The sequence below is a fragment of the Moorena sp. SIO4G3 genome (assembly GCF_010692305.1).
In the GTDB taxonomy this organism is placed as follows: domain Bacteria; phylum Cyanobacteriota; class Cyanobacteriia; order Cyanobacteriales; family Coleofasciculaceae; genus Moorena; species Moorena producens_A.
The window spans coordinates 5,590-28,163 of the sequence record NZ_JAAHIG010000085.1; the positions used below are offsets into that span (position 1 = coordinate 5,590).

Here is a 22,574-nt window from a genome sequence, read left to right on the forward strand (position 1 = left end):
TTCGCCTTTATGTTGTCGAGATGTTGAACTATTACCCTCATATTGAGGATTACATTGACGGCTAAAATAACTTTTAATTAACCGCCAACGAGTAGAAAAATCTGCATCATTTTAAGGTAATGTCCAAGACAAACAGACAAAAAAAAGTTAGGAGAAATCAGCTCTTGTCGGGTGCGTTAATGAAGTGTAACGCACCGGTGAATGTCCGCGCGTGGGTACGCGAATAGTGTAGGTTGGGTTGAGGCAACAAAACCCAACAAACCGATGATATGACACAATAAAGGTAGTGACGTCGAGGAGAACCCCGTTGAGTACTCTAGATAAAGTATTAGAGGAAGCAATGACCCTTCCTGTAGAACAGCAAGAAATGCTAATCCAAATTCTTAAAAGCCGAATGGTTGAACAAAGACGACAGAAAATTGCGTTGGATGCAGAGATTTCCTTTGCCGAATTCCAAGCAGGTAAGCTAAAAATCCAAACAGCTACTGAAGCAATAGAAGAATTGCGAGAATGCTTCAATCATTCCAGTTTTACTGATGTATAAACTAGTTATTAGTAGCCAATTTAAAAGGTCACTGCGAAAATTTACTCGTCGTCATGTTAACTTACAAGGTAAAATAGAAAAAACGCTTCTAGCAATGGAGAATGATGTATTTGCAGCCAACTTAGGGACTCATAAGCTCACTGGAAAATTATCCGGTTTGCTCTCCTGTTCTTGTGGATATGATTGCCGCATTATTTTCTCCCTAAAAACGGATGAAGGGACTGGGGAAACAGTTATCCTCTTATTAGATATTGGCACTCATGAAGATGTTTATTAAGGTGATCGGATTCTTGTAGCGACTGTCTTGATTGTCAAGGGATTCTCGCCCAGTCGCTACTATGCGATCGCGCACTTCCCATTATCGGCACTCTAGGGATAAAGACAATCCTGCTGCTCAAGGTTTGATCGATCTTGCAGAAACCATTGCTCAATTCCAACAAACTAACCTTCAGTACGCCAACCGTATCATTCAAGTGCGAGCCTGATCTGGTAGGGTGGGCAAATCGGCATCATACCTGACGACATGATCAAATTCTCAAAATTTGCCCACCCTACCCCTATCTGACCAAGTACGGCCTGATGGTGTTTGGTGGGCAAATCGGCATCATACCTGACGACATGATCAAATTCTCAAAATTTGCCCACCCTACCCCTACTGTTGCTAGCTTCCCGATTCCCGACTCCCGATTCCCGACTCCCGATTCCCGATTCCCTAAATTGAGAACTGCTATAGTATTTTACTATTGTTGATTTCAAGATCAAACGTGAGAGTTTTACTCCTGTCTCCTCTGTTCACGAAATCCTATTGGTCTTTTGATAAAGCCATAGAACTGATCGGCTGCAAAGTCGCCCAACCCCCTATGGGTCTGATTACCGTAGCAGCTATTCTTCCTCAAACCTGGGAATTCCGCTTAGTAGACCGTAATGTTCGTTTAGAAACTGACGCTGACTGGGAATGGGCAGATGTGGTGATCGTTTCCGGTATGATCGTCCAGAAACCCGATCTGCTCCACCTGATTGGCAAGGGGAAAAGGCGGGGCAAATTGGTAGCCGTCGGTGGTCCCTATGTCACCTCTATAGCAGAGGAAGCTCAAGAAGCAGGAGTAGACTTTCTGATTTTAGATGAGGGTGAGATTACCCTACCGAGATTTGTTGAAGCACTGGCTCTGGGAGAAACTTCGGGAGTATTCCGTGCTCATGGCGAAAGGGCAGATGTCACCAAGACACCAATTCCCCGCTACGATTTACCAAAAAATTTGGGTAATCGCGCCCCGTCCTTACAGGACGGCTTTTTTTTGTTCGCAACTGAAGGCTCCTTTGGAGCATCTATGTATTGACAGTTTGATCGCACCGTGTTAAGATAAAAACATAACAAAAAAACAATTAATGTTCTAGATAAACATGATCTTGAATAAGTAGACAGTGTAAAAAACATGTTTTGAGATAATCATGTTGCACAATCAAGTCTAACGATTTGGACGTCTATGAAAGTCTAAGATAAAAAAAATGTTCATCTAGATTTGTTATCTAAATTTGTTAACTTAAATTTGTTAACTATTTTAGGTACGGTGGGGCACACCGGAACCCTGGTATTAAACCAAAACGCTTGGGGAGATTTGACCTCTACTCTTCTTGGCTCCGGCCTGGTTGAGCAAGTCGAGTCATTGAGCCAAGAATCCCCGCGTCTAATGACCGGGGAGTGTCAAAGCGAGATGTCGGTACAGTTTTCCCGTGGTTGTCCTTTCGAGTGCGAATTCTGTGACATCTCTGTGCGATATGGCCGTAAACCGCGCACCAAAACCCCTGCTCAAGTATTGGCTGAATTGGAAACCCTCTATAATCTGGGTTGGCGGCTTCCTGTATTTATAGTTGATGATAATTTTATTGGCAATAAACGCCATGTTAAGCTTCTGTTGCAGGAACTGGCTCCCTGGATGGCAGAGCATGGTTACCCCTTTCCTTTGTCCACAGAAGCTTCCTTGAATCTGGCCGAAGACGATGAACTGTTGGAGTTGATGATTGCTGCCAATTTTAGTTCAGTCTTTGTGGGAATTGAAACACCAGATACTGATAGCTTGACCCTGACCAAAAAACACCAAAACACCCGTCAACCCTTACGAGATGCGGTTGAGAAAATTAATCGGGCAGGTTTGCGAGTGATGGCTGGCTTTATTATTGGCTTGGATGGGGAAAAACCAGGAGCAGGCGATCGCATTATCAATTTTGTGGAAGCAACCGCCATTCCCCATCCTGTTTTTAGTATGTTACAAGCCTTGCCCAATACCGCCCTTTGGGATCGGCTCAAACAAGAGGGGCGTTTGCTAGAAGGCAATGAAGAAAATATCAATCAGACAACTCTGACCAATTTTATCCCCACTCGCCCGATCGAACAACTGGCTCAGGAATATGTCAGTTGTTTCTGGGAATTATATAAACCAGAATCCTATTTAGGCAGACTTTATCGGCACTACTTAAACATGAAGCCGAAATCCTATCACCCTAAATTAGTAATGCCAAAATTTATCTATTTGTGGGCACTGCTAATTATTATCTGGCGCAATGGCATTAAGCGCCAAACCCGCTTGCAATTCTGGGGTCAACTTTTTTCTATCCTCAGGCACAATCCTCAGGTATGGAAACGGTATCTTAGCGATCATGCCTATCTGGAACATTTCCTTGAATACCGCCAAATTGTCCATGATCAAATTCCAGCACAACTGGCTAAGTTTTTGGCAGCACTTGCTAACACTAGACCTCTTGCAGAAGTAGCGGGGGAAGTGTAGTTACTGTGGGAAGATGGGGAGATGGGGAGATGGGGAGATGGGGAGATGGGGAGATGGGGAGATGGGGAGATGGGGAGATGGGGAGTGAGATGATTGACTGGCGTGGAAACCACCAAGACCTCGCTACATATCTCTTTCCTACTCTTTCCGATCCCGATTCCCGACTCCCAATTCCCGATTCCCGACTCCCAATTCCCGATTCCCGATTCCCGATTCCCAATTCCCGATTCCCTCATGTCCTTTGATTCCTATAAGACTATTGGCGAAGTACTCCAAGAATTTACAATTACTGCTACTGAAGCCAATTATATCCTGGAAACTGACACTGTAATCAGAGAAGCGTTTAAAGAAGATTTAGAGTTTTGTCTTCGAGAATTTACCGTTGAAGAGTCAGAGTATGCTATTTGTGAGACGATTATTTTTCCGCTCTTGAAGGAAGTATACAGACAGTATCGAGATAAATTTACCTTATGGAGTCATAAAGCAATAACCTATGATCAACAGCTCACGGGAATACCGGATTATATTTTAGCAAAGCGGTCTCCCCTTGGGAAGCAAATCTTTGAAAAGCCCTATTTTGTAGCTGTAGAAGCCAAAAAGGATGATTTTATTAAGGGGTGGGGTCAATGTTTAGCAGAAATGGTGGCAATTCAAAAGATTAATGATCAATCTGAGCAAACTATATTTGGAATTGTTTCCAATGGTCAACTTTGGCAGTTTGGTAAACTCAAAGGTAATCTCTACACTAGAGAAATTAACAATTATACAATTTCTGATTTAGAGCGAGTGTATTCAGCAATTAATTATATATTCAGTCAATGTGAATTAGAACTAGAAAGTGATAAATAACTAAGTATGTAGTTATCAATTGACTTAATATCAGCCCCGAATCAGGATTTAATGAGACAATCTTTTCACAATCAAAATAGGGAGCAGGTCTTGCGTTGCAGAACAAAAGTACTATGTCCCATTAGCGCAAGCAATTACCCATGAGGGGGCTATAGATAATGTACAAATATAAATAAGTAAATGCTCCCCCGATTACCTATTACCCATTACCTATTACCCATTACCTATTACCCATTACCTATTACCCATTACCTATTACCCATTACCTATTACCCATGCCCCAGATAATTTACAAATGTTAGGCATTTGTGACATGCTCCCGAGAGGGGCTCTCACCTTCCCGGATATTTTGGTAGGACATTTGCCATCAGGGCGCTGGGTTGGGGGATTTGACTGGTGGCATCATGCTGGTGCAATAGCAAGGAAATTAGCACAATGCAACATTCTTAAGAAATAGTTTATACAAAATTGTCTCTCTAGGGAAGATAGTATTAATTAACACATTCGATCAAGGTAGTTCAGTATATCGTTGTCACCCTCATCTGCGTATCTGTTAATCTCCCACGGCAGCCATGATCTACGTCCCCAGCGGGCTATGGAACAATTGGCTGAGTTGCTGCGAATCCGACTAGCCTCTCAGGAGGCTAGGGCTAGACAGACTATCTCACCAAACATATCACCACAAAGCAACAGTGGTGACAGTGATCTGTTAACAGCTAACGGTCTTTCCAGTCAACCTTTAGGTGCGACCCGTGGCGAATTTAATTCGCCAAGGTCAAGCGCACCTTTGGTAGGTACAGCCACTTTAGAACTAGCTGATATACCCCTACATGAGCAAATTGTCCGATTTGCTCAGCTCGCTAAAGGGGCTGGCTGTAAGGAATTGAAACTATTGCCCCTATTTCTATTGCGGGGAGTACATGTCATGGAGGATATTCCTTGGCAAGTATCTCTAGCGCAACAGAACTTAGGTAGTGAAATTGTGATTCATCTACTGCCTCATTTGGGAGCTAATCCGGCTTTGGTGAGGCTGTTGACAAATCAATGGGCAAAGCTAGAGGGCGATGCCAAGATTTTGTTGTCCCATGGAACGAGCCGCCCTGGGGGTCAAGAAGAAACGGGGGCTGTAGCTAACCAGTTGGGGGCTGTGGCGTCCTACTGGTCAGTACAGCCGTCCCTTTGGGAGCAGGTCTCTATACTAACAGAGTCTGGTGCAAAAAGGATTGCCATTTTGGCATATTTTCTGTTTGAGGGAGGAATTACCGATGCGATCGCACAAATGTTACTGGAGATACAGCAGAAGTTCCCTCAAGTGCAGTTGAATCTCGGAAAACCGATTGGTGTGAGTGAGGCATTAGTGGATTTGATTATGGATGGGATTAGGCAGCAATGAACCACGAAGACATCAAGGACGTGAAGGTAGTGAGCAAGGCATGTTTGGGTAAAGTGTATTTGGTTGGGGCAGGTCCTGGAGATCCCGGATTGATGACCTTGAAGGGAAAGGGGTTATTAGAATTTGCAGATGTGGTAGTTTATGATGCCCTAGTCAGTCCGCAAGTGTTGAAGATGATTAATCCCCAGGCGGAACAGATTAATGCCGGAAAGCGCAGGGGTCGTCATTCGATGTTGCAGCAACAGACAACTGAGCTGTTGATTGAAAAGGCCCACTCTCATGCCGTGGTGGTACGGCTGAAAGGGGGAGACCCCTTTGTGTTTGGTCGTGGTGGTGAGGAAATGGGGGATTTGATCGCGGCAGGGGTGCCAGTGGAGGTGGTACCAGGGATAACTTCAGGAATTGCAGCACCAGCGTATCTGGGAATTCCATTGACCCATCGGGATTATAGTTCTTCCGTCACCTTTGTCACCGGTCATGAATCAGTGGGCAAGTATCGACCTCAGGTGAATTGGAATGCGATCGCAAATGGCTCAGAAACCATTGTGATTTATATGGGAGTTCATAATCTGCCTCGGATTGTGACCGAAGTGTGTGAAGCAGGATTGAATCCCCAAACACCAGTAGTGCTGATTCGCTGGGGCACACGACCTGACTCCGAACAGTTGGTTGGAACCTTAGAGACCATTGTGGCTCAGGTTGAGGAAACACAGTTTTCTGCTCCTGCGATCGCAGTCATTGGTAATGTGGTCAAGTTGCAACAGCTTGAAGGTTTTTCACCGTTGAAGATTGAAGGGGGTTGAAGGTTAACTGGTTGAAGGTTGAAGGTTGAAGGTTAAGCGGTTGTTCGCGTAGCGTGGCCTTTTGGCCAAGGTTGAAGGTTGTTCGCCTTTGGCGTTCGGTGTAGGGTAGGTTAACCGGTTTAAAGTTAACCGGCTGTAAGCTTCAACCTGTAACCTGTAACCTGTAACCTGTAACCTGTAACCTGTAACCTGTAACCTTCAACCTTCAACCTTCAACCTCTAACCTGTAACCTTCAACCTGTAACCTGTAACCTGTAACCTGTAACCTTCAACCTTCAACCTGTAACCTGTAGCCTTAAAACTCTAACCGAAGATAGTATCTTTGATCGCAACTTAGTGTGAGAGCCTAATAAAGTTACGATCAATAGACCAGTTTTAAACAAAATGGAAAACGATCATAAATCAACAGTGATCATTACAGGGGCCTCCTCGGGAGTTGGTTTGCAAGCCGCCAGAGCTCTTGCCCAAACCTGGGGATGGCATGTGGTTATGGCTTGTCGGAATCTTGATAAAGCGGAAAAAGCTGCTCAAGAGGTGGGAATACCAAAAGACAGCTATACAGCGCTATATATTGACTTAGCTAGTTTTGCCAGTGTCCGGCAGTTTGTGAATGCCTTCAGAGCAACCGGCAGATCCCTCGATGCGTTGGTGTGCAATGCTGCCATCTATCTGCCTTTATTAAAGGAACCGTTGCGAAATCCAGAGGGATATGAATTGAGTGTTGCTACCAATCACCTCGGTCATTTCCTCCTGTGTAATCTGATGCTAGAGGATTTGAAGAATTCATCCTCTTCCCAGCCAAGGCTAGTGATTGTGGGAACTGTCACTGCTAATCCTAAGGAATTGGGAGGCAAGATTCCGATTCCAGCACCTCCAGACTTGGGAGACCTCAAGGGTTTTGAAGAAGGATTCAAACCCCCGATCTCAATGATTAATGGCAAAGCCTTTAAATCTGGGAAAGCTTACAAGGACAGCAAACTCTGTAACATGCTGACCATGCGAGAGCTGCACCAGCGCTATCATGACTCTACCGGAATAGTTTTCAACTCCCTTTATCCGGGATGTGTTGCTGAAACCGCTCTATTCCGCAATCACTATTCTCTGTTCCAGAAACTATTCCCATTGTTCCAGAAAAACATTACTGGAGGCTATGTGTCCCAGGAATTAGCAGGCGATAGACTAGCAACAGTAGTGGCTGATCCTGACTATAATAAATCCGGTGTTTACTGGAGCTGGGGTAATCGACAAAAAGAAGGTCGTAAGTCCTTTGTTCAAGAAGTTTCTAATGAAGCAATGGATGATTCTAAAGCTAAGCGCTTGTGGGAATTGAGCGAAAAGTTAGTTGGACTAGGGTGATGCTAAATAATGGTGCGTTACTATAGCATTAAGGAAAGGCAAGAGGCAATAGGCAATAGGCAAAAGTTAATCAACTATATAGGGACTTTTGGTAATGAAAAAACCTTGCTTTGTTTCAATTCCTTTGTCAATGTTATATATGCGTTACTAGTTTTGTCCACTGCTTTAGCATGATTGATTCTATTGATTAGGGAGCATTTTGCTCCCACTACCAAATAACTCATGATCTAGCAATTATCATATTCATGAGGTACACATTTTTTTTGGCTACTCTCCCCTTCCCACACTCTTACCACTACTCCCTGCTCCCTGCTCCCTGCTCCCTAAACCCCAAAATTTGGTACCTCACCCAATTGATAAATTCTAGATGAAAGACATTAAAGAACTACTTAATGCTATCCAGTCTAAAGACTTGGAAGAAAAAAAAATTTGGTATTCTTCTGTGGCAGAGGCTTACGACCAGGCCAGACCACGCTATCCTCACCAACTGATTAACCGTGGGGTAGAGTTAGTTCAACTTCCTGCCGATGGGATAATTCTTGAAGTGGGATGCGGTCCGGGAATTGCTACGACAGCATTTGCTGACTTGGGCTTCTCTATCGTTGCGATTGAACCCAGCCAGGAATCGTGCCAGCTAGCGCGAGATAACTGTAGCCAATATCCAGATGTAGAAATTATTAATAGTACCTTTGAAGAATGGCAGCTAGAAACTGGTAAATTCCATGCTGTGTTAGCAGCGACTTCTTTTCATTGGGTTTCCAAAGAGATCCGGTATCAAAAAACAGCTGATGCTCTAAAAGAGAATGGGTTTCTGATTTTGCTATGGAATACGTCCCCTCAACCGAACCATGAAGTTTGCCAACTGTTGAATCAGCTCTATCAAACTCATGCTCCCTCTCTGAAACCCTATGAAAAGATAGAAACTCATCAACAGAACCTCAGCAAAATTGCAGAAACTGTTATTAATTCCGGGAAATTCCAAGACTTAGTATCGGAACAGTTGGTGTGTGACGTTACCTATAGTATTGATAAATATATAGCGCTTTTGAGTACTTTATCACCTTATATAGCTTTAAACCCTGAGCAGCGAGAGTCTTTGTTTCAAGGGGTGAAGGAAATACTAGAGCTAGAATTAGGCAATAGTCTCGAAACTTCCTATCTCTCTGTTCTTCAGATTGCTCAAAAAATCTAGTGGTAAGCATTTAGCTAATGCGCTACGCGCACGCTACGGGAACAGCTTTCAGGTATTGGCCATGCTACTGGTCTGGTGTTGCGCTCAATGTTGTTTGTCTTGGGTTAATATGGCAAATATTGTTGTTTAATGCCATTGATGCTAGAGTGGTGAAAGGTTTCTTCCCATACAAAGAATCGCAATGAGCAGCAGCCTGAATATCCAGCTAACCGATAAACTACGCCGCTATGTTGATATGCGGGCAAGCGATGATGATGTCTATGCAACCCCTAGCGAATACATCCGCGATTTGATTCGTCGGGATATGGAAGACTATTTGATTGTGTCCGACATCATCCAAGGGCTACGGGAAATTAGGAATCAAGAATTTGTCCCGGAATCTATCCTCGATATTTTAGAAGAAGATAATCCCGATTGTGACTAGGAAAAACTATCTCCTCACCCCCACAGCGCGGCGGCACTTACGGGAAGCCAAAGCATGGTCACGGGCTAGATGGGGCAATGAATTAACAAAAGAGTATTTTCATGACCTTGAAAAAGCAGCACAGTTTATCGCCCTTAATCATCAAAAAGTTCCGAAACGTCAGGAGCTGACAGGGGATACCTCCCTGTGTTTATATCCTGTTAGAGAACATTATATTGTCTATGAACCCTTGGGAGAAAAACGCATCGCCATCGCTGCTTTTATTCGTATGGGGAGGGATATTCCGACGTTACTTAGTAAACATGCCGTAACTTTAAAAGAGGAGCTTACCGAACTCCGAAAAAGTAATTTGAACGAGAATTAATTCCTTCTGGCGATCAAAAATAAAATGTCATCTCGTTATGCTAGGAATAATAAGGTGGAAATCGCTCTTGACAAAATTGTCGATGCATTCATCAAATCAATAAAGGTAGCGATGCAGCGCGGTCTTGGGGGTTTCCCCCATTAGCGACTGCATCAAGAATTGATCAGGCGGGATTAAATTACTTCTAATTGCTGTTTTTACTCAGTACTCACAGTAATAGAATCAACTTGAGTTCATTAGAATGTCAACAGTATTTTTTACAATTCAATTTTTTTATAATTCAAAATTTACTTATTACCTCTTATAATTTCCCTGTTCCCTGTTCCCTGTTCCCTATTCCCTAAAACCAGATAATATGTACCTCACGAAATTGAAATAAGATATATTTTTTCCCAATTCCAAAGTTGCCTATTCCCTCTTCTGACTTTCCTGTTCCCTACATCGGCAAGAAGTATACTAGATCAGGCATTCCCTAACGAATGTGCCAAAATTGAACTACAGTCAGAACTGACGTAAGCTAAAGCGCGTAATCATACCTGAGGAGTATCACTTGTGCAGTCACAATACAAACCCACCGAGATAGAGGAAAAATGGCAACAAATTTGGGAAGAGCAAGGCTTGTACCAAACCCCCACAGAAACTGACAAGCCGAAATTCTATGCTCTGTCCATGTTTCCCTATCCATCGGGTAACCTGCACATGGGTCATGTCCGTAACTATACAATTACTGATGTGATTGCCAGGAAAAGCCGGATGCAAGGCTATCGCGTACTTCACCCCATGGGTTGGGATGCCTTTGGATTACCGGCAGAAAATGCTGCGATCGCTCGCGGGATTCATCCAGCTAAGTGGACATACCAAAATATTTCCCAAATGCGATCGCAATTAAAGCGCCTCGGACTGTCCTATGACTGGGATTGTGAAGTAACCACTTGCTCCCCGGACTATTACAAGTGGACTCAGTGGATTTTCTTACAGTTCTTCAACGCTGGACTGGCCTACCAGAAAGAAGCAGCAGTGAACTGGGACCCCGTGGATCAGACCGTGCTAGCTAATGAGCAAGTGGATAGTGAAGGACGTTCCTGGCGTTCTGGTGCCAAGGTGGAACGGAAACTGTTGCGTCAATGGTTCCTTAAAATTACCGACTATGCGGAAGAATTGCTCAAGGACTTGGATACCTTAACCGGTTGGCCAGAACGGGTGAAGCTGATGCAGGCCAACTGGATTGGTAAATCTGTTGGTGCTTATCTAGAATTTCCGATTGTGGGCTTAGATGATAGCTCAGATGACGGCTTAGCTAACAAAATTGGTGTATTCACCACTCGTCCAGATACGGTTTATGGGGTTACCTATGTGGTGCTAGCACCGGAACATCCCTTGACCGCCAAAGTCACTACCCCTGACCAAAAGGCTGCAGTTGAAGCATTCATTGAGGAAGTCAGTAACCAAAGTGAACTGGAACGGACAGCAGAGGATAAGCCCAAGCGAGGGATTCCCACTGGTGGTAAAGCAATTAATCCCTTCACTGGGGACGAAATCCCAATCTTGATTGCTGACTATGTGCTGTATGAGTATGGTACTGGTGCAGTGATGGGAGTACCAGCTCATGATGCCAGAGACTTTAAGTTTGCCAAGGAAAAGCAATTACCCATCAAAGTGGTGATTGTCCCAACTTCAGATGATGTCGAAACAGTTAATGACACTCCTCTAGAAGCGGCTTACACCGAACCGGGCATTGTCGTGAATTCTGACCAATTCAATGGCATGGATTCCGTCAAGGCCAAGACCGGGATTATTGAGTATGCTGAACAACAGGGCTGGGGGAAAGCCCGAGTGCAGTATCGCCTCCGAGATTGGTTAATCTCTCGCCAGCGTTACTGGGGTGCCCCTATCCCTGTGATTCATTGTCCTAACTGCGGCGCAGTGGCAGTGCCAGACCAAGACCTGCCAGTAGAGTTACCAGAAGATGTGGACTTTAGCGGACGTGGTCTTTCTCCCTTGGCTCAATTAGACAGTTGGGTTAATGTACCTTGTCCCAATTGCGGTACACCAGCTAAACGGGAAACCGATACCATGGATACCTTTATCGATTCCTCCTGGTATTTCTTACGTTATCCCGATGCCAAGAATGACTCTGCTGTGTTTGATTCCAACAAAACCAATGATTGGATGGGAGTGGATCAGTATGTAGGGGGCATCGAACATGCTATTTTGCACTTGCTCTACTCGCGATTCTTTACTAAGGTATTGCGCGATCGCGGTTTACTAAACATTGATGAACCGTTCCAACGTCTTCTAACTCAGGGGATGGTACAGAATACGGCTTACAAAAATACCAAAACTGGTAAATACTTCGCTGTTGTAGATATCGATCCCAATGACCCTAAAGATCCAGAGACTGGGGAACCGTTGGCGGTATTCTATGAAAAAATGTCCAAGTCTAAATACAACGGTGTCGCACCAGAAGATGTAGTAGCTAAATACGGTACCGATACCGCTAGGATGTTTATCTTGTTTAAAGCACCACCAGAAAAAGATTTGGAATGGGATGATGCTGATGTAGAAGGGCAATTCCGTTTTCTTAATCGTGTCTGGCGTTTAGTATCGGATTTCGCCGCTAATGGTAGCACTAAACCTAGCCCGTCTAATGGTGATTTAACTAAACCGGAAAAAGACTTACGACGAGTTATTCACACCGCCATTAAAGAGGTAACTGAGGATTTAGAAGGGGAGTATCAATTTAATACAGCGGTTTCGGAATTGATGAAGCTAAGTAATGGCATTACTGATGCTAAGTGTAAAGACTCCCCGGTCTATAAAGAAGGCATTGAAACCTTGATTACATTACTTGCTCCCTTTGCTCCCCATATTGCTGAAGAACTTTGGCATAGTCTGGGTCATAGCTCATCCATACACAATCAACCGTGGCTTGAGTATGATCCTGATGCTTTGGTAGCCGATGAAATTACCTTAGTTATTCAAATCAAAGGCAAAACTCGCGGCACTATTCAAGTTCCCGCTAACTCCGATAAGGCAGCCTTAGAAACCTATGCTCGGGAATCTGAGGTAGCACAGCGATATCTAGAGGGTAAGGAGATTAAGAAGGTAATTGTGGTACCTGGTAAATTGGTAAACTTTGTAGTGGTTTGATAGGAAAAAAGCGATCGCGCAGTATGTCACAGGCTAGAAGCCTGTGCCACGGAGGGGATAGGTAATGAAGCTATCAGCTATCAGCTATCAGCTATTTCCTGCGCTCATCGCTATATATAGCGCTACGCCGAAGGCAAGAGGCAAGAGGCAAGAGGCAAAAGTTTACTAAAACAGCTTTTGCTGCTTTTATCAATGTCAAACACCTTAATGGGTAGTGCTATATAGCTACAAAACAATCCATCAGGTTCATTTACTAATAGCTATGTCTGGACAAAACGCACAAGTCTGTCCTATCTGTGGTTTGACACTCCCCGCCCGCTTATGGACGGGGATTCTTAGTTCCTCGACATGCCTTGTCTTGATGCAGTCGCTCATGGGGGAAACCCCCAAGACCGCGCTGCATCGCTAAAATTAGCTATCCGTCAAAGGCAATACTTAAGCCGAATACCCGTTTAAAAACCAAGTATTTAGTTTAATTTAACTAACCCCAGTGGGCTTATCTCCCTAAGCGTTGAGTTTCCTCAGTTCCCGTGTGCCCCACGGTACTTTTAGTTTTTAATGTTTGCTTTACTGGTTTTCGGTATCTGTTAGGATCCATACGTTTTTAATGAGGTTTTTCGCGCCTCAGGTGCTAACATCGCTTTACGTCGTGAAATTATGACAGTACCGACGAATCCTGTCTGTGTTAGGCCACCTTTCTATTCTAGCAGATTGTTTTAAAAGCCGTCCGTTGTTCGCGCAGCGTGGCCATAGGCCAAGTTACCGTAAGAATAGTGGAGCCTTATTTAATAAGTTTTTACCCTTTTTCTCATAGCCAGTCCCCCATAAAGGCTCCACTATTAATCAGGTTTCTATCCAGCGAAGGACGGGGCTTGAAACCCAAATTTTTGGTCAAAATCATACCGGGAGGGCAAATAGAGGATAAGGTCATCTTTAGCGTGGGACCAGTGGGGACGAGAGCTATCCTTCACCAGCGCGTTTGTCAGTATGTTAAGAAACCAGGGTGCATCAATAAGAATCCTTAGTTAAGCATTCAGCTAATGCGCTACGCGCACGCTACTTGAGGTGCCGTCAGCTATCAGTTTTTGGGCGTTGCTTAATAATGGAATGATTTTAAGAGTTTTGTAGAATGGGCATCAGGCGTGGAACTGGCATCTTGCCAGTTTCATGCTTATTGTCGGGCGGGCAGGATGCCCACTCTACTCCTATTCAGTAGAATGGGCATCAGGCGTGGAACTGGCATCTTGCCAGTTTCATGCTTATTGTCGGGCGGGCAGGATGCCCACTCTACTCCGATTCAGTGGAATGGGCATCAGGCGTGGAACTGGCATCTTGCCAGTTTCATGCTTATTTTCGGGCGGGCAGGATGCCCACTCTACTGCTATTGATTCGAAATTGCCGGGCGGGCAGGATGCCCACTCTACTCCTATTCATTGGAAGATTCAGCAACCCACCATCTTTAGCCCATTAGCTGAATGCTGATAGCTGATAGCTGAATGCTAATTCACTTTGGGAATCCCTAATTTACCTAGGAAGTTGCGCACCAGTAAGGTTAGCATTATCAAGGTTAGCGTTAGTCAAATCAGCGTTAATGAAATTAGCGTTACTGAGGTTAGCGCCACTCAAATCAGCACCATTGAGGTTGGCATTCAGAAAGGTGGTGTTACTGAGATCAGCACCCCTAAAGGAACTACCACTGAGGTCAGCACTGATGAAATTTGCCCACACTACGCTAGCACCACTAAAGTCGGCACGACTCATGTTAGCCCCTGTGGCGTAGGCTGAATCTAAGTTGGCATTGCGGAAGGTTGCCCCTGTGCCATCAATAACTCTCATTGCTGCACTTTCGAGCATGGCATCAGAAAGGTTAGCCCCACTGAGATTGGCTCCCTGGAGGTTAGCATATCTCAGGTCTGCTTCCCTCAAATCAGCTCTGGCTAGGTCAGAATTTACCAGGTCACAGCTTCGACATTCCTTAGTTTGCAGTAGCTGTAGATACTGCTCGCGCACTTCAGCATTGATAGGAGCGATTAACCCTAAGGAGGCTAGCAGTACACTAATTCCTAAGATTCTGAATTTCATAATTTCTGGCCAAATCTTGTTTTGCCTGTATTATGGCAGTCAAGTTCAAGAAATACCTATTATTTCTACCGTGATTGCTAATTACGTAAGCATTTAGCGGTCAGCGGTCAGCCGTCAGCCGTCAGCTTTTAGCTGACGCTTCCATAGCGTCAGCTGATGTAACAGAGATTAAACCAATGCTTACTTGCTTGATTCAAAAGCACCTCAAGTAGCCCATAAGCTGATAGCTGAACGCGCACGCGTGCGCGTAGCGCTTAAGCTAATAGCTGATAGCTAATAGCTGATAGCTGATAGCTGATAGCTTAGCTAATTACTACTGTGCGATCGCATTGACAAACTAACGCGCTTCAGTTTTTCATTCACTTCCATTACTCGCACCTTCACCACCTGTCCCACTTTGACTATCTGTTTGGGATCCTCTACAAACCGGTCAGCTAGTTGGGAGATATGCACTAACCCATCTTGATGCACGCCGATATCTACGAAGGCTCCAAAGTTGACCACATTGGTGACAATTCCTTCTAATTCCATGCCAGGACTTAGGTCTTTGAGCTCATTTACGCCTTCTTTGAAGGTGGCGTACTTAAACTCAGCCCTGGGGTCTCGTCCGGGCTTTTCCAATTCCTCGATAATATCCTCTAGAGTTGGTAAGCCTATGGTATCTGTGACGTAACGGTTCAAATCTACTGACTTGAACCGTTCTGCTCCTTGGTTAATCTTGGCTAGAGGTAACTGCAAATCCGATGCGATCGCTTTCACTACGGGATAACTCTCTGGATGCACAGCTGTGTTATCCAATGGATTATCCCCGTTGCGAATCCTGAGGAATCCTGCTGACTGTTCAAAGGCTTTTGGCCCTAGCTTTGGTACCTTAAGAATTTCCCGACGGTTTTTGAATGCACCTTGCTGATTGCGATAGGTCACAATATTATTAGCAATGGTCGGGGTAATGCCAGATACAAAGGTTAGCAGTTGAGCGGAAGCAGTATTTAAATCTACTCCTACATAGTTTACACAACTTTCCACGGTGTCATCAAGTTTCTTTTTGAGTAATTTCTGATCAACATCGTGTTGGTACTGTCCCACACCAATGGATTTAGGGTCAATCTTGACCAACTCGGCTAAGGGGTCTTGTAAGCGTCTGCCAATACTAATCGCTCCCCTGACTGTCACATCTAAATCTGGAAACTCCTCTCGTGCTAGCTCACTGGCGGAATAAATCGATGCCCCAGATTCATTCACCATTACTTTAATTGGTTTGCGCTCCATGGTTTTGAGGACTTCCGAGATAAACTCATCTGTCTCACGAGATGCTGTACCGTTACCAATGGCAATCAGCTCGATCTGGTAGGTTTCGATTAAATTCTTAATTGTTTTAGCAGCTTGTTCGCGCTTTTGGCTGCCTTGATGGGGAAACACTGCCTGGTATGTGATGTATTTAGCTGTCTCATCCAGGATAGCCACTTTACAACCGGTGCGGAAGCCTGGGTCTATAGCTAAGGTTGGCTTCATTCCTGCTGGAGCAGATAACAACAGTTCTCGGAGATTGGCTTCAAAGGTTTTAATGGACTCTGCATCAGCATAGGCTTTGCGATCGGTGCGTACTTCCGTAGTTAGGGAGGTTTTCATCAGCCGATTAAACCCATCTTTGAGCATGGTCTGGTAAAACTTTCGCAGTAGGGGAAGCTTGGTGTGGATTTCCTCAGACTCTAGGTAGGACATCACATAGTCTTCATCAAAAGAGAGTTCCAGCTTTAGGACTCCCTCCGCTTCACCCCTGAGCAGGGCTAACATATTATGTGGCGCTACAGATTTCACGGGGATTTGGAACTCCCGGTACATTTCAAACTTAGTGGTACCTTCGGGATAATCCTTTTTAATCCGAGACACGAATACTCCCGATTTTAGGAAATAATCCCGCAAGTACGCTCGTAAGTCGGCTTTTTCCGCTACAGCTTCCGCTAATATATCAGAGGCACCTTGAAGAACGTCCTCTACCGTATTGAGCTTATGGTCTGGGGAAATGTATTTAGCGGCTTCTTCAGATAAGGATACTGATTTAACCTCCGGAGTGTTCATCGACTCAATCCAGTCCGCTAAGGGTTCAAGTCCTTTCTCCCTCGCCATGGTTGCCCGAGTGCGTCGTTTGGGTTTATAGGGCAGGTAAAGGTCTTCTAATTCAGTCTTTTGCTGGCAAGCTTCGATCTTAGCCTTTAGTTCATCGGTGAGCTTACCCGCAGATGCGATCGCATTCAGGATTACTGACTTCCGTTGCTCAAGTTCCGTTAGATAAGTATGGCGCTCAGCTATAGTGCGTAACTGAACTTCATCTAGAGAACCAGTCACCTCTTTACGGTAGCGAGCTATAAACGGAATAGTTGCCCCTTCAGCAAATAAAGACAGGGCATTCTCGATCTGAGTCGCACTTAACGACAGTTCTTGGGCTAAGATTTGAGAAAAAGTGCTCATGTTACCAGGAAAAGGGGAAATTTAAACTAGCAAATTGAGAACGGTATAACCATTAATAATTAACAATTAACACTTCCATTTGCAACTAACAATTATTAAGAAAAATGGTTTCTAGTCCTGAAGTGATCAAACCTACACTAAGTCCAGGTAGTCTCCGTCGAGTCCATCATATTGCTCTGAATGTGAAGGATATCCAAGCATCGCGTCACTTTTATGGTACAGTACTAGGCTTACATGAACTAACTGGAGAAGAAGTGCCCAGTACCTTGCGATCGCTAGTCGCAGCCGGAAAAGTCACTAACTTCGTTACCCCAGATGGCATTGTTGTGGATTTGTTTTCCGAGCCAGAGCTATCACCACCGGATCCAGACCCCCATCGTGGCTTTACTCGGGTCAATCATCTCGCCTTTGATATCGATCCTCAGTTATTTGACCAAGCCGTAGAAGTGCTAAAACAAAATCAAATTCCCATCGATCATGGTCCAGTAACTCGTCCTACCGGCAAAGGTATCTATTTTTATGACCCCGATGGATTTATCGTTGAAATTCGTTGTGATCCCATGGAATGAGACTTCGTTACAGTTGTGAGGAATCGGGAATCGGGAATCGGGAATCGGGAATCGGGAATCGGGAATAAAAATTACAGCGTTTTTCATAACTATTAGGTGCGTTTGACCCATTACTTATTAATGGCTCAAGCGCACCTATAACATTTATCATAGCTATGAGGTACACATTATTTTTTCTCTCTTCTCTCTTACCTGTTACCTGTTACCTGTTACCTGTTACCTGTTACCTGTTACCTGTTACCTGTTACCTGTTCCCTGTTCCCTGTTCCCTAAAAACCCATCAATTTGTACCTAACTGAATTGCAAACTGCTGTAATAATAGAAATGACCTAAGTAATCCGAAAACATAACTTGATGTTAACCTTTAAAAGGTATGATTTCCAAGAGTTAGTCTATCTGGGTGTAAATTCACAGTTTAGTGAATGAATTGTAATGTTGTAAATTTTCAAGAGTTTGTTCGCAATACTGACTCAAGGAAAAATTGGAGAAAATTTTGGCATGACTATTATTAGTGAATTCCAACCTAACCCAATAGGTAGTGATCCAGCTCTGACAACATTTGAACTTAGTGGAACACCAGGCGAATCTTTTGAAGGAGTGATCGTCAATATTGAGAGCGACCCTGGTGGTTCTAACCCAGGAGACATCAATAATTTTGAGTCGGTTTCAGGTACGTTTGATAGCAATGGTTTGTTGAGTGTCAGTATTAGTGACATAGAGAACCCTTCATTTACAGTAGCCCTTTTTTCTACATTCACAGGGGACACCTCTACTGATATTGACACCGACGATGACGGAGTTCCAGATGATTTATCAACCTTTGGTACCGTTTTTGATGCAATCGGTGTGCCTGATGCAGCAGGTGATGAAACATTGTTGTATGGTACAGATCTCGGTGGAACCGACTTTGCCTTTACTGGTGATGAACCTAGACTTATCTTTAGAGATGGTAGTGTAGGAGACCTTTATGCCATTAATGATCCAGACAACGGTCAAGTTTTTGATATTAATGGAATTGACGTAACTCGAGGGATTTTTAATATTGACCCCACTGCTGGTACTGATACCTTCGGTTCTATCAACCCTACTATTTCTACTACTGTAGGAACAAGCCCCGCAATTATCTCCATCTTTGATATTCAAGGTGCTGGTCACCTCTCCCCATTTCAGGGTAGCCAAGTCACCACCACAGGTATTGTCACAGCAGTAGATACGAATGGTTTCTATCTACAAGACCCAACAGGAGATGGTAATGATGCTACCTCAGACGGGATCTTTGTTTTCACCGGTTCAGCCCCTGGAGTCACTGTAGGTGATCAGCTAGAGGTAACAGGTACAGTCAATGAATTTATTCCCGGTGGTGCTGGTACTGGCAACCTCTCTATTACCAATATTGTCAGCCCAACGATTACCACTCTCTCAACTGGAAATGATGTTCCTGCTGCTACCATTATCGGTTCAAGTGGTCGGTTAGCTCCCACAGAAACTATTATTAGCAATAGTGAACTACCTGTTAATCTACAAACAGCATCAGGTACCTTTAACCCCACAGTAGATGGTATTGACTTCTACGAAAGTTTAGAAGGAATGCTAGTAACTGTTGAAGATGCAGTTTCTGTTGCTCCTACTGATGCCTTTGGTGGCTTCTCAACCTTTGAGTTTTTTGTAGTTCCTAACCAAGGTGCATCTGCAACTGGTCTAAACAGCAACGGTGGTGTTACTCTCAACGACCCTGATCTTAGTGATGGTACTACCTTTGCTGACATTGAATTTAATCCAGAAAGAGTGCAAATTGATGCACTAACTGACGAGAGTGATCTCCCTTCCATCAGCACTGGAACATTGTTAGGGGATGTAACTGGAGTTGTCAGCTACAGCTTTGGTAACTACGAAGTTCTTATTGATGAACCCCTCACTCCTCAAGGCAATATTGGGATTACAACACCAGAAACAACAACTGTAGTAGGTGATTCTGACCAATTAACTATTGCTAGCTACAATGTTCTCAACTTAGATCCCAACGATGCTGATGGTGATACCGATATAGCAGATGGTCGCTTCGATTTAATTGCTAATCAAATTGTTAACAATCTCGCCACACCGGACATCATTGGTTTACAAGAAATTCAGGATAATGATGGTTCTGTTAGTCCAGGAAGTTCTGATGTTATTTCAGCTAGTGACACCCTGCAATTACTCATTAATGAGATTGTCGCAGCAGGAGGACCACAATACCAGTTCATTGACAACACTTTTATCGAAGATGATTTAAACGGTGGACAACCTGGTGGCAATATTCGTGTTGCTTACTTATACAATCCAGAACGAGTGGATTTAGTTCCAGGTTCTGTTCAAACTGTCCTTGACATACCTCAAAGTCAAGCAGACAATCCTTTCAATGGAACTCGCCTACCTTTAGCTGCAACCTTTGAATTTAACGAACAGGAAGTTACTGTTGTTAATAATCACTTTAGCTCTCGTGGTGGTAGTGATCCTTTGTTTGGTGGCATTCAACCTCCCGAGATTGGTGGAGAGACTGACCGTGTTGAGCAAGCTCAAGCCAATAACGATTTTGTTGATAGTATCTTAGCTGAAAATCCATCAGCTAATGTGGTTGTCCTAGGGGACTTGAATGGTTTCCAATTTGAAGATTACCAGACTGTTAACTTGGCAGGGGGTCCAGATAATCCAGTTCTTACTAATTTGACCGATACCTTGGATCCTTTAGACGCTTACAGCTTTATCTTCAACGGTAACTCTCAAGCTCTTGACCATGCATTTGTATCTGATAGCTTAGTCAATGTTGCAGACTATGATATTGTTCATGCCAACGTTGATTTCGCTGACACTCCAGAGCGCGCTAGTGACCACGACCCAGTAATTGTAGGATTGACTTTGCCAGCAATAGTAATTCCAGGTGAGAAAATCATTGGTACCTTTGGTAATGATGAACTTGCTGGTACAGATGGAAATGATACCATTGAAGGACTAGGTGGTTCAGATACTTTATTTGGAAACGGTGGCAACGATACTCTCCTTGGTGGTTTTAGTAATGATATTCTGCTGGGAGGCAATGGTAACGATAACCTAAATGGAGGTGCTGGTACCGACTCTCTAGAAGGCAACAATGGTAATGATACTCTGTTTGGTGGTTTTAGTAATGATACTCTGCTCGGAGGCAATGGCAACGATAGTCTAGATGGAGGTGCTGGTACCGACTCTCTAGAAGGCAACAATGGTGATGATACTCTGTTTGGTGGTTTTGGTAATGATACTCTGCTGGGAGGCAATGATAACGATAGCCTAGATGGAGGTGCTGGTACCGACTCTCTAGAAGGCAACAATGGTGATGATACTCTGATCGGTGGCTTTGGTAATGATACTCTGATCGGTGGTTCTGGTGAGGATTTACTGACAGGTGGTCTGGGTAATGATATTTTTGTTTATGAAGGTGTCATGGTCGGAACTGATATAATCACTGACTTTAACACTAACCGTGACTTGATTGATTTGAGCCAAATTATCTCCAGTTTCGAGGAATTAGACATTACTCAGAATAGTGTTGGGGCAGTGATTAGCATTAATGGTCAATCATTAGCTATTCTCGAAGATGTTATTGCTGATCAACTGAGTGCAGATAACTTTATTTTTGGTGATCCATCTGCACTAGCTTAATTTTTATTGGTGTTCGATTCCTAAGTAGAAAAGTAATGAGATGCACCCAGCTTTTGGGTGCATCTTAATGCATGCAATTAGGCAAAAATTATAATAAATTAAGCTAAACTCCAGTTCCCGATTCCCGATTCCCGATTCCCGATTCCCTATTAGATCCTGCAATATCTACGTTAAAGACCGCTGCTTTTTTTCAAAATACTGTTGATGATAGTCATCAGCTAAATAATAGTCGGAAGCTGGCTTAATTTCGGTGACAATATCTTTATCAAACTTACCAGAAACTTGCAGCTTTTGTTTTGACAGTCTTGCCAACACTTCTTGTTCCTGATTGTGGAAAAATATCACCGATCGATACTGTTCGCCTCGATCAGGACCTTGGCGGTTCAATGTCGTAGGGTCATGGATAGACCAAAACACGTCAAGTAATTGTTCATAGCTAACTTTTTCCGGGTCATACTCCACCTGTGCCACTTCCGCGTGACCCGTTATTCTTGATAATACATCTAGATAGCATGGGTTAGGAAAATGTCCCCCCATATAACCAACAGAGGTTGATACTACTCCCTTCACTTTCCGAAATGCTGCCTCTACTCCCCAGAAACAACCACCACCAAATGTCGCTTTTTCCATCGTTGTTACGTAGTTAAACAGTAAATTTTGCGTAGGGTGCGTTAGGGACGGGCTCGCCTTCATTTTCCGCCTCGTAGCCAGTATTAGGACAGGCCGTCCCGTAACGCACCGCTAGTATTGGGACAGCCAGTCCGAAAATTGTCACGGGCAAGATGCCCATTCCACCCACGGGTTTAAACAGCTTTTAGGAGATGCACCCCTTATTGATCAATCATTGCTCAGGATTTACTAATTATATAATAGTTGTCACTTTTTGAGGGAGTAGGGAGTAGGGAGTAGGGAGGAGGGAGA

The 22,574-nt window shown here is 44.0% G+C and carries 23 protein-coding genes and 1 pseudogene; 20 read left to right on the forward strand and 4 right to left on the reverse strand.

The annotated features are described in order from the left end of the window. The first annotated feature begins 307 nt into the window (after positions 1-307). From F6J99_RS16915 to F6J99_RS16995, 17 genes and pseudogenes are all read left to right on the forward strand, one after another. Positions 308-544 carry a hypothetical protein gene (locus F6J99_RS16915; RefSeq protein ID WP_293113932.1) on the forward strand — a complete coding sequence of 79 codons (237 nt, stop codon included), beginning with the start codon at positions 308-310 and terminating at the stop codon, positions 542-544. Further along, positions 537-821, forward strand: a complete 285-nt coding sequence (locus F6J99_RS16920; protein ID WP_293113933.1) for a type II toxin-antitoxin system YafQ family toxin — start codon at positions 537-539, stop codon at positions 819-821. Before F6J99_RS16915 ends, F6J99_RS16920 begins: the two co-directional genes overlap by 8 nt. 31 nt (positions 822-852) lie before the next feature. Continuing rightward, positions 853-1,029 (forward strand): hypothetical protein, encoded by a 177-nt coding sequence (locus tag F6J99_RS16925; RefSeq protein WP_293113934.1) that lies wholly within the window; start codon positions 853-855, stop codon positions 1,027-1,029. Between the two features lie 94 nt (positions 1,030-1,123). Continuing rightward, positions 1,124-1,294 (forward strand): hypothetical protein, encoded by a 171-nt coding sequence (locus F6J99_RS16930; protein ID WP_293113935.1) that lies wholly within the window; start codon positions 1,124-1,126, stop codon positions 1,292-1,294. A 14-nt stretch (positions 1,295-1,308) separates the two neighbouring features. Then, positions 1,309-1,791, forward strand: a pseudogene (locus F6J99_RS16935) (cobalamin-dependent protein); the annotation flags it as partial. 300 nt (positions 1,792-2,091) lie between these two features. Continuing rightward, positions 2,092-3,327 carry a B12-binding domain-containing radical SAM protein gene (locus tag F6J99_RS16940; protein ID WP_293113936.1) on the forward strand — a complete coding sequence of 412 codons (1,236 nt, stop codon included), beginning with the start codon at positions 2,092-2,094 and terminating at the stop codon, positions 3,325-3,327. 5 nt (positions 3,328-3,332) lie between these two features. Beyond that, the gene (locus F6J99_RS16945) at positions 3,333-3,572 is read left to right on the forward strand and encodes a hypothetical protein (RefSeq protein ID WP_293113937.1); all 240 of its coding nucleotides are present in this window, start codon (positions 3,333-3,335) and stop codon (positions 3,570-3,572) included. Beyond that, complete coding sequence (locus F6J99_RS16950; RefSeq protein WP_293113952.1) at positions 3,562-4,176, forward strand: hypothetical protein; 615 nt, start codon at positions 3,562-3,564, stop codon at positions 4,174-4,176. The genes F6J99_RS16945 and F6J99_RS16950 overlap by 11 nt, the downstream gene beginning before the upstream one ends. A 529-nt stretch (positions 4,177-4,705) precedes the next feature. After that, positions 4,706-5,569, forward strand: a complete 864-nt coding sequence (locus F6J99_RS16955) for a CbiX/SirB N-terminal domain-containing protein (protein WP_293113938.1) — start codon at positions 4,706-4,708, stop codon at positions 5,567-5,569. Then, positions 5,566-6,372 (forward strand): uroporphyrinogen-III C-methyltransferase, encoded by an 807-nt coding sequence (cobA, locus tag F6J99_RS16960; RefSeq protein ID WP_293113939.1) that lies wholly within the window; start codon positions 5,566-5,568, stop codon positions 6,370-6,372. The genes F6J99_RS16955 and cobA overlap by 4 nt, the downstream gene beginning before the upstream one ends. A gap of 384 nt (positions 6,373-6,756) precedes the next feature. Continuing rightward, entirely contained in the window at positions 6,757-7,728 is a 972-nt protein-coding gene (locus F6J99_RS16965; protein WP_293113940.1) for a protochlorophyllide reductase, read from the forward strand. Positions 7,729-7,973: 245 nt separating this feature from the next. Further along, positions 7,974-8,099, forward strand: coding sequence for a hypothetical protein (locus F6J99_RS16970; RefSeq protein ID WP_293113941.1), 126 nt, complete (start codon positions 7,974-7,976; stop codon positions 8,097-8,099). Further along, positions 8,096-8,920 carry a class I SAM-dependent methyltransferase gene (locus F6J99_RS16975; protein WP_293113942.1) on the forward strand — a complete coding sequence of 275 codons (825 nt, stop codon included), beginning with the start codon at positions 8,096-8,098 and terminating at the stop codon, positions 8,918-8,920. The genes F6J99_RS16970 and F6J99_RS16975 overlap by 4 nt, the downstream gene beginning before the upstream one ends. A 181-nt stretch (positions 8,921-9,101) precedes the next feature. Continuing rightward, positions 9,102-9,344: a hypothetical protein gene (locus tag F6J99_RS16980; protein ID WP_070395029.1), complete on the forward strand. Its 243-nt coding sequence runs from the start codon at positions 9,102-9,104 to the stop codon at positions 9,342-9,344. Continuing rightward, on the forward strand, positions 9,337-9,708 hold the full coding sequence (locus F6J99_RS16985) for a type II toxin-antitoxin system RelE/ParE family toxin (protein WP_293113943.1): 372 nt from the start codon (positions 9,337-9,339) through the stop codon (positions 9,706-9,708). The genes F6J99_RS16980 and F6J99_RS16985 overlap by 8 nt, the downstream gene beginning before the upstream one ends. A 552-nt stretch (positions 9,709-10,260) precedes the next feature. Beyond that, complete coding sequence (gene leuS, locus F6J99_RS16990; RefSeq protein ID WP_293113944.1) at positions 10,261-12,858, forward strand: leucine--tRNA ligase; 2,598 nt, start codon at positions 10,261-10,263, stop codon at positions 12,856-12,858. 1,167 nt (positions 12,859-14,025) lie between these two features. Continuing rightward, positions 14,026-14,340: a hypothetical protein gene (locus F6J99_RS16995; RefSeq protein WP_293113945.1), complete on the forward strand. Its 315-nt coding sequence runs from the start codon at positions 14,026-14,028 to the stop codon at positions 14,338-14,340. Positions 14,341-14,382: 42 nt separating this feature from the next. Here the strand turns inward: F6J99_RS16995 and F6J99_RS17000 are convergent, their stop codons facing one another. Both F6J99_RS17000 and F6J99_RS17005 read right to left on the reverse strand, forming a co-directional pair. Beyond that, on the reverse strand, positions 14,383-14,940 hold the full coding sequence (locus F6J99_RS17000) for a pentapeptide repeat-containing protein (RefSeq protein WP_293113946.1): 558 nt from the start codon (positions 14,938-14,940) through the stop codon (positions 14,383-14,385). A gap of 306 nt (positions 14,941-15,246) precedes the next feature. Then, on the reverse strand, positions 15,247-17,409 hold the full coding sequence (locus F6J99_RS17005) for a Tex family protein (protein ID WP_293113947.1): 2,163 nt from the start codon (positions 17,407-17,409) through the stop codon (positions 15,247-15,249). 104 nt (positions 17,410-17,513) lie between these two features. Here F6J99_RS17005 and F6J99_RS17010 point away from each other — a divergent pair, with 104 nt between their 5' ends. Beyond that, positions 17,514-17,978 (forward strand): VOC family protein, encoded by a 465-nt coding sequence (locus tag F6J99_RS17010; protein ID WP_293113948.1) that lies wholly within the window; start codon positions 17,514-17,516, stop codon positions 17,976-17,978. 7 nt (positions 17,979-17,985) lie between these two features. Here the strand turns inward: F6J99_RS17010 and F6J99_RS17015 are convergent, their stop codons facing one another. Continuing rightward, positions 17,986-18,129, reverse strand: coding sequence for a hypothetical protein (locus F6J99_RS17015; RefSeq protein ID WP_293113949.1), 144 nt, complete (start codon positions 18,127-18,129; stop codon positions 17,986-17,988). Between the two features lie 4 nt (positions 18,130-18,133). Here F6J99_RS17015 and F6J99_RS17020 point away from each other — a divergent pair, with 4 nt between their 5' ends. Further along, on the forward strand, positions 18,134-18,277 hold the full coding sequence (locus F6J99_RS17020) for a hypothetical protein (protein ID WP_293113950.1): 144 nt from the start codon (positions 18,134-18,136) through the stop codon (positions 18,275-18,277). A gap of 199 nt (positions 18,278-18,476) precedes the next feature. Continuing rightward, positions 18,477-21,653: an endonuclease/exonuclease/phosphatase family protein gene (locus tag F6J99_RS17025; protein ID WP_293113951.1), complete on the forward strand. Its 3,177-nt coding sequence runs from the start codon at positions 18,477-18,479 to the stop codon at positions 21,651-21,653. Between the two features lie 165 nt (positions 21,654-21,818). Here F6J99_RS17025 and msrA read toward each other — a convergent pair whose 3' ends face one another. Beyond that, the gene (gene msrA, locus F6J99_RS17030; RefSeq protein WP_293080009.1) at positions 21,819-22,283 is read right to left on the reverse strand and encodes a peptide-methionine (S)-S-oxide reductase MsrA; all 465 of its coding nucleotides are present in this window, start codon (positions 22,281-22,283) and stop codon (positions 21,819-21,821) included. Between the last annotated feature and the right edge of the window lie 291 nt (positions 22,284-22,574).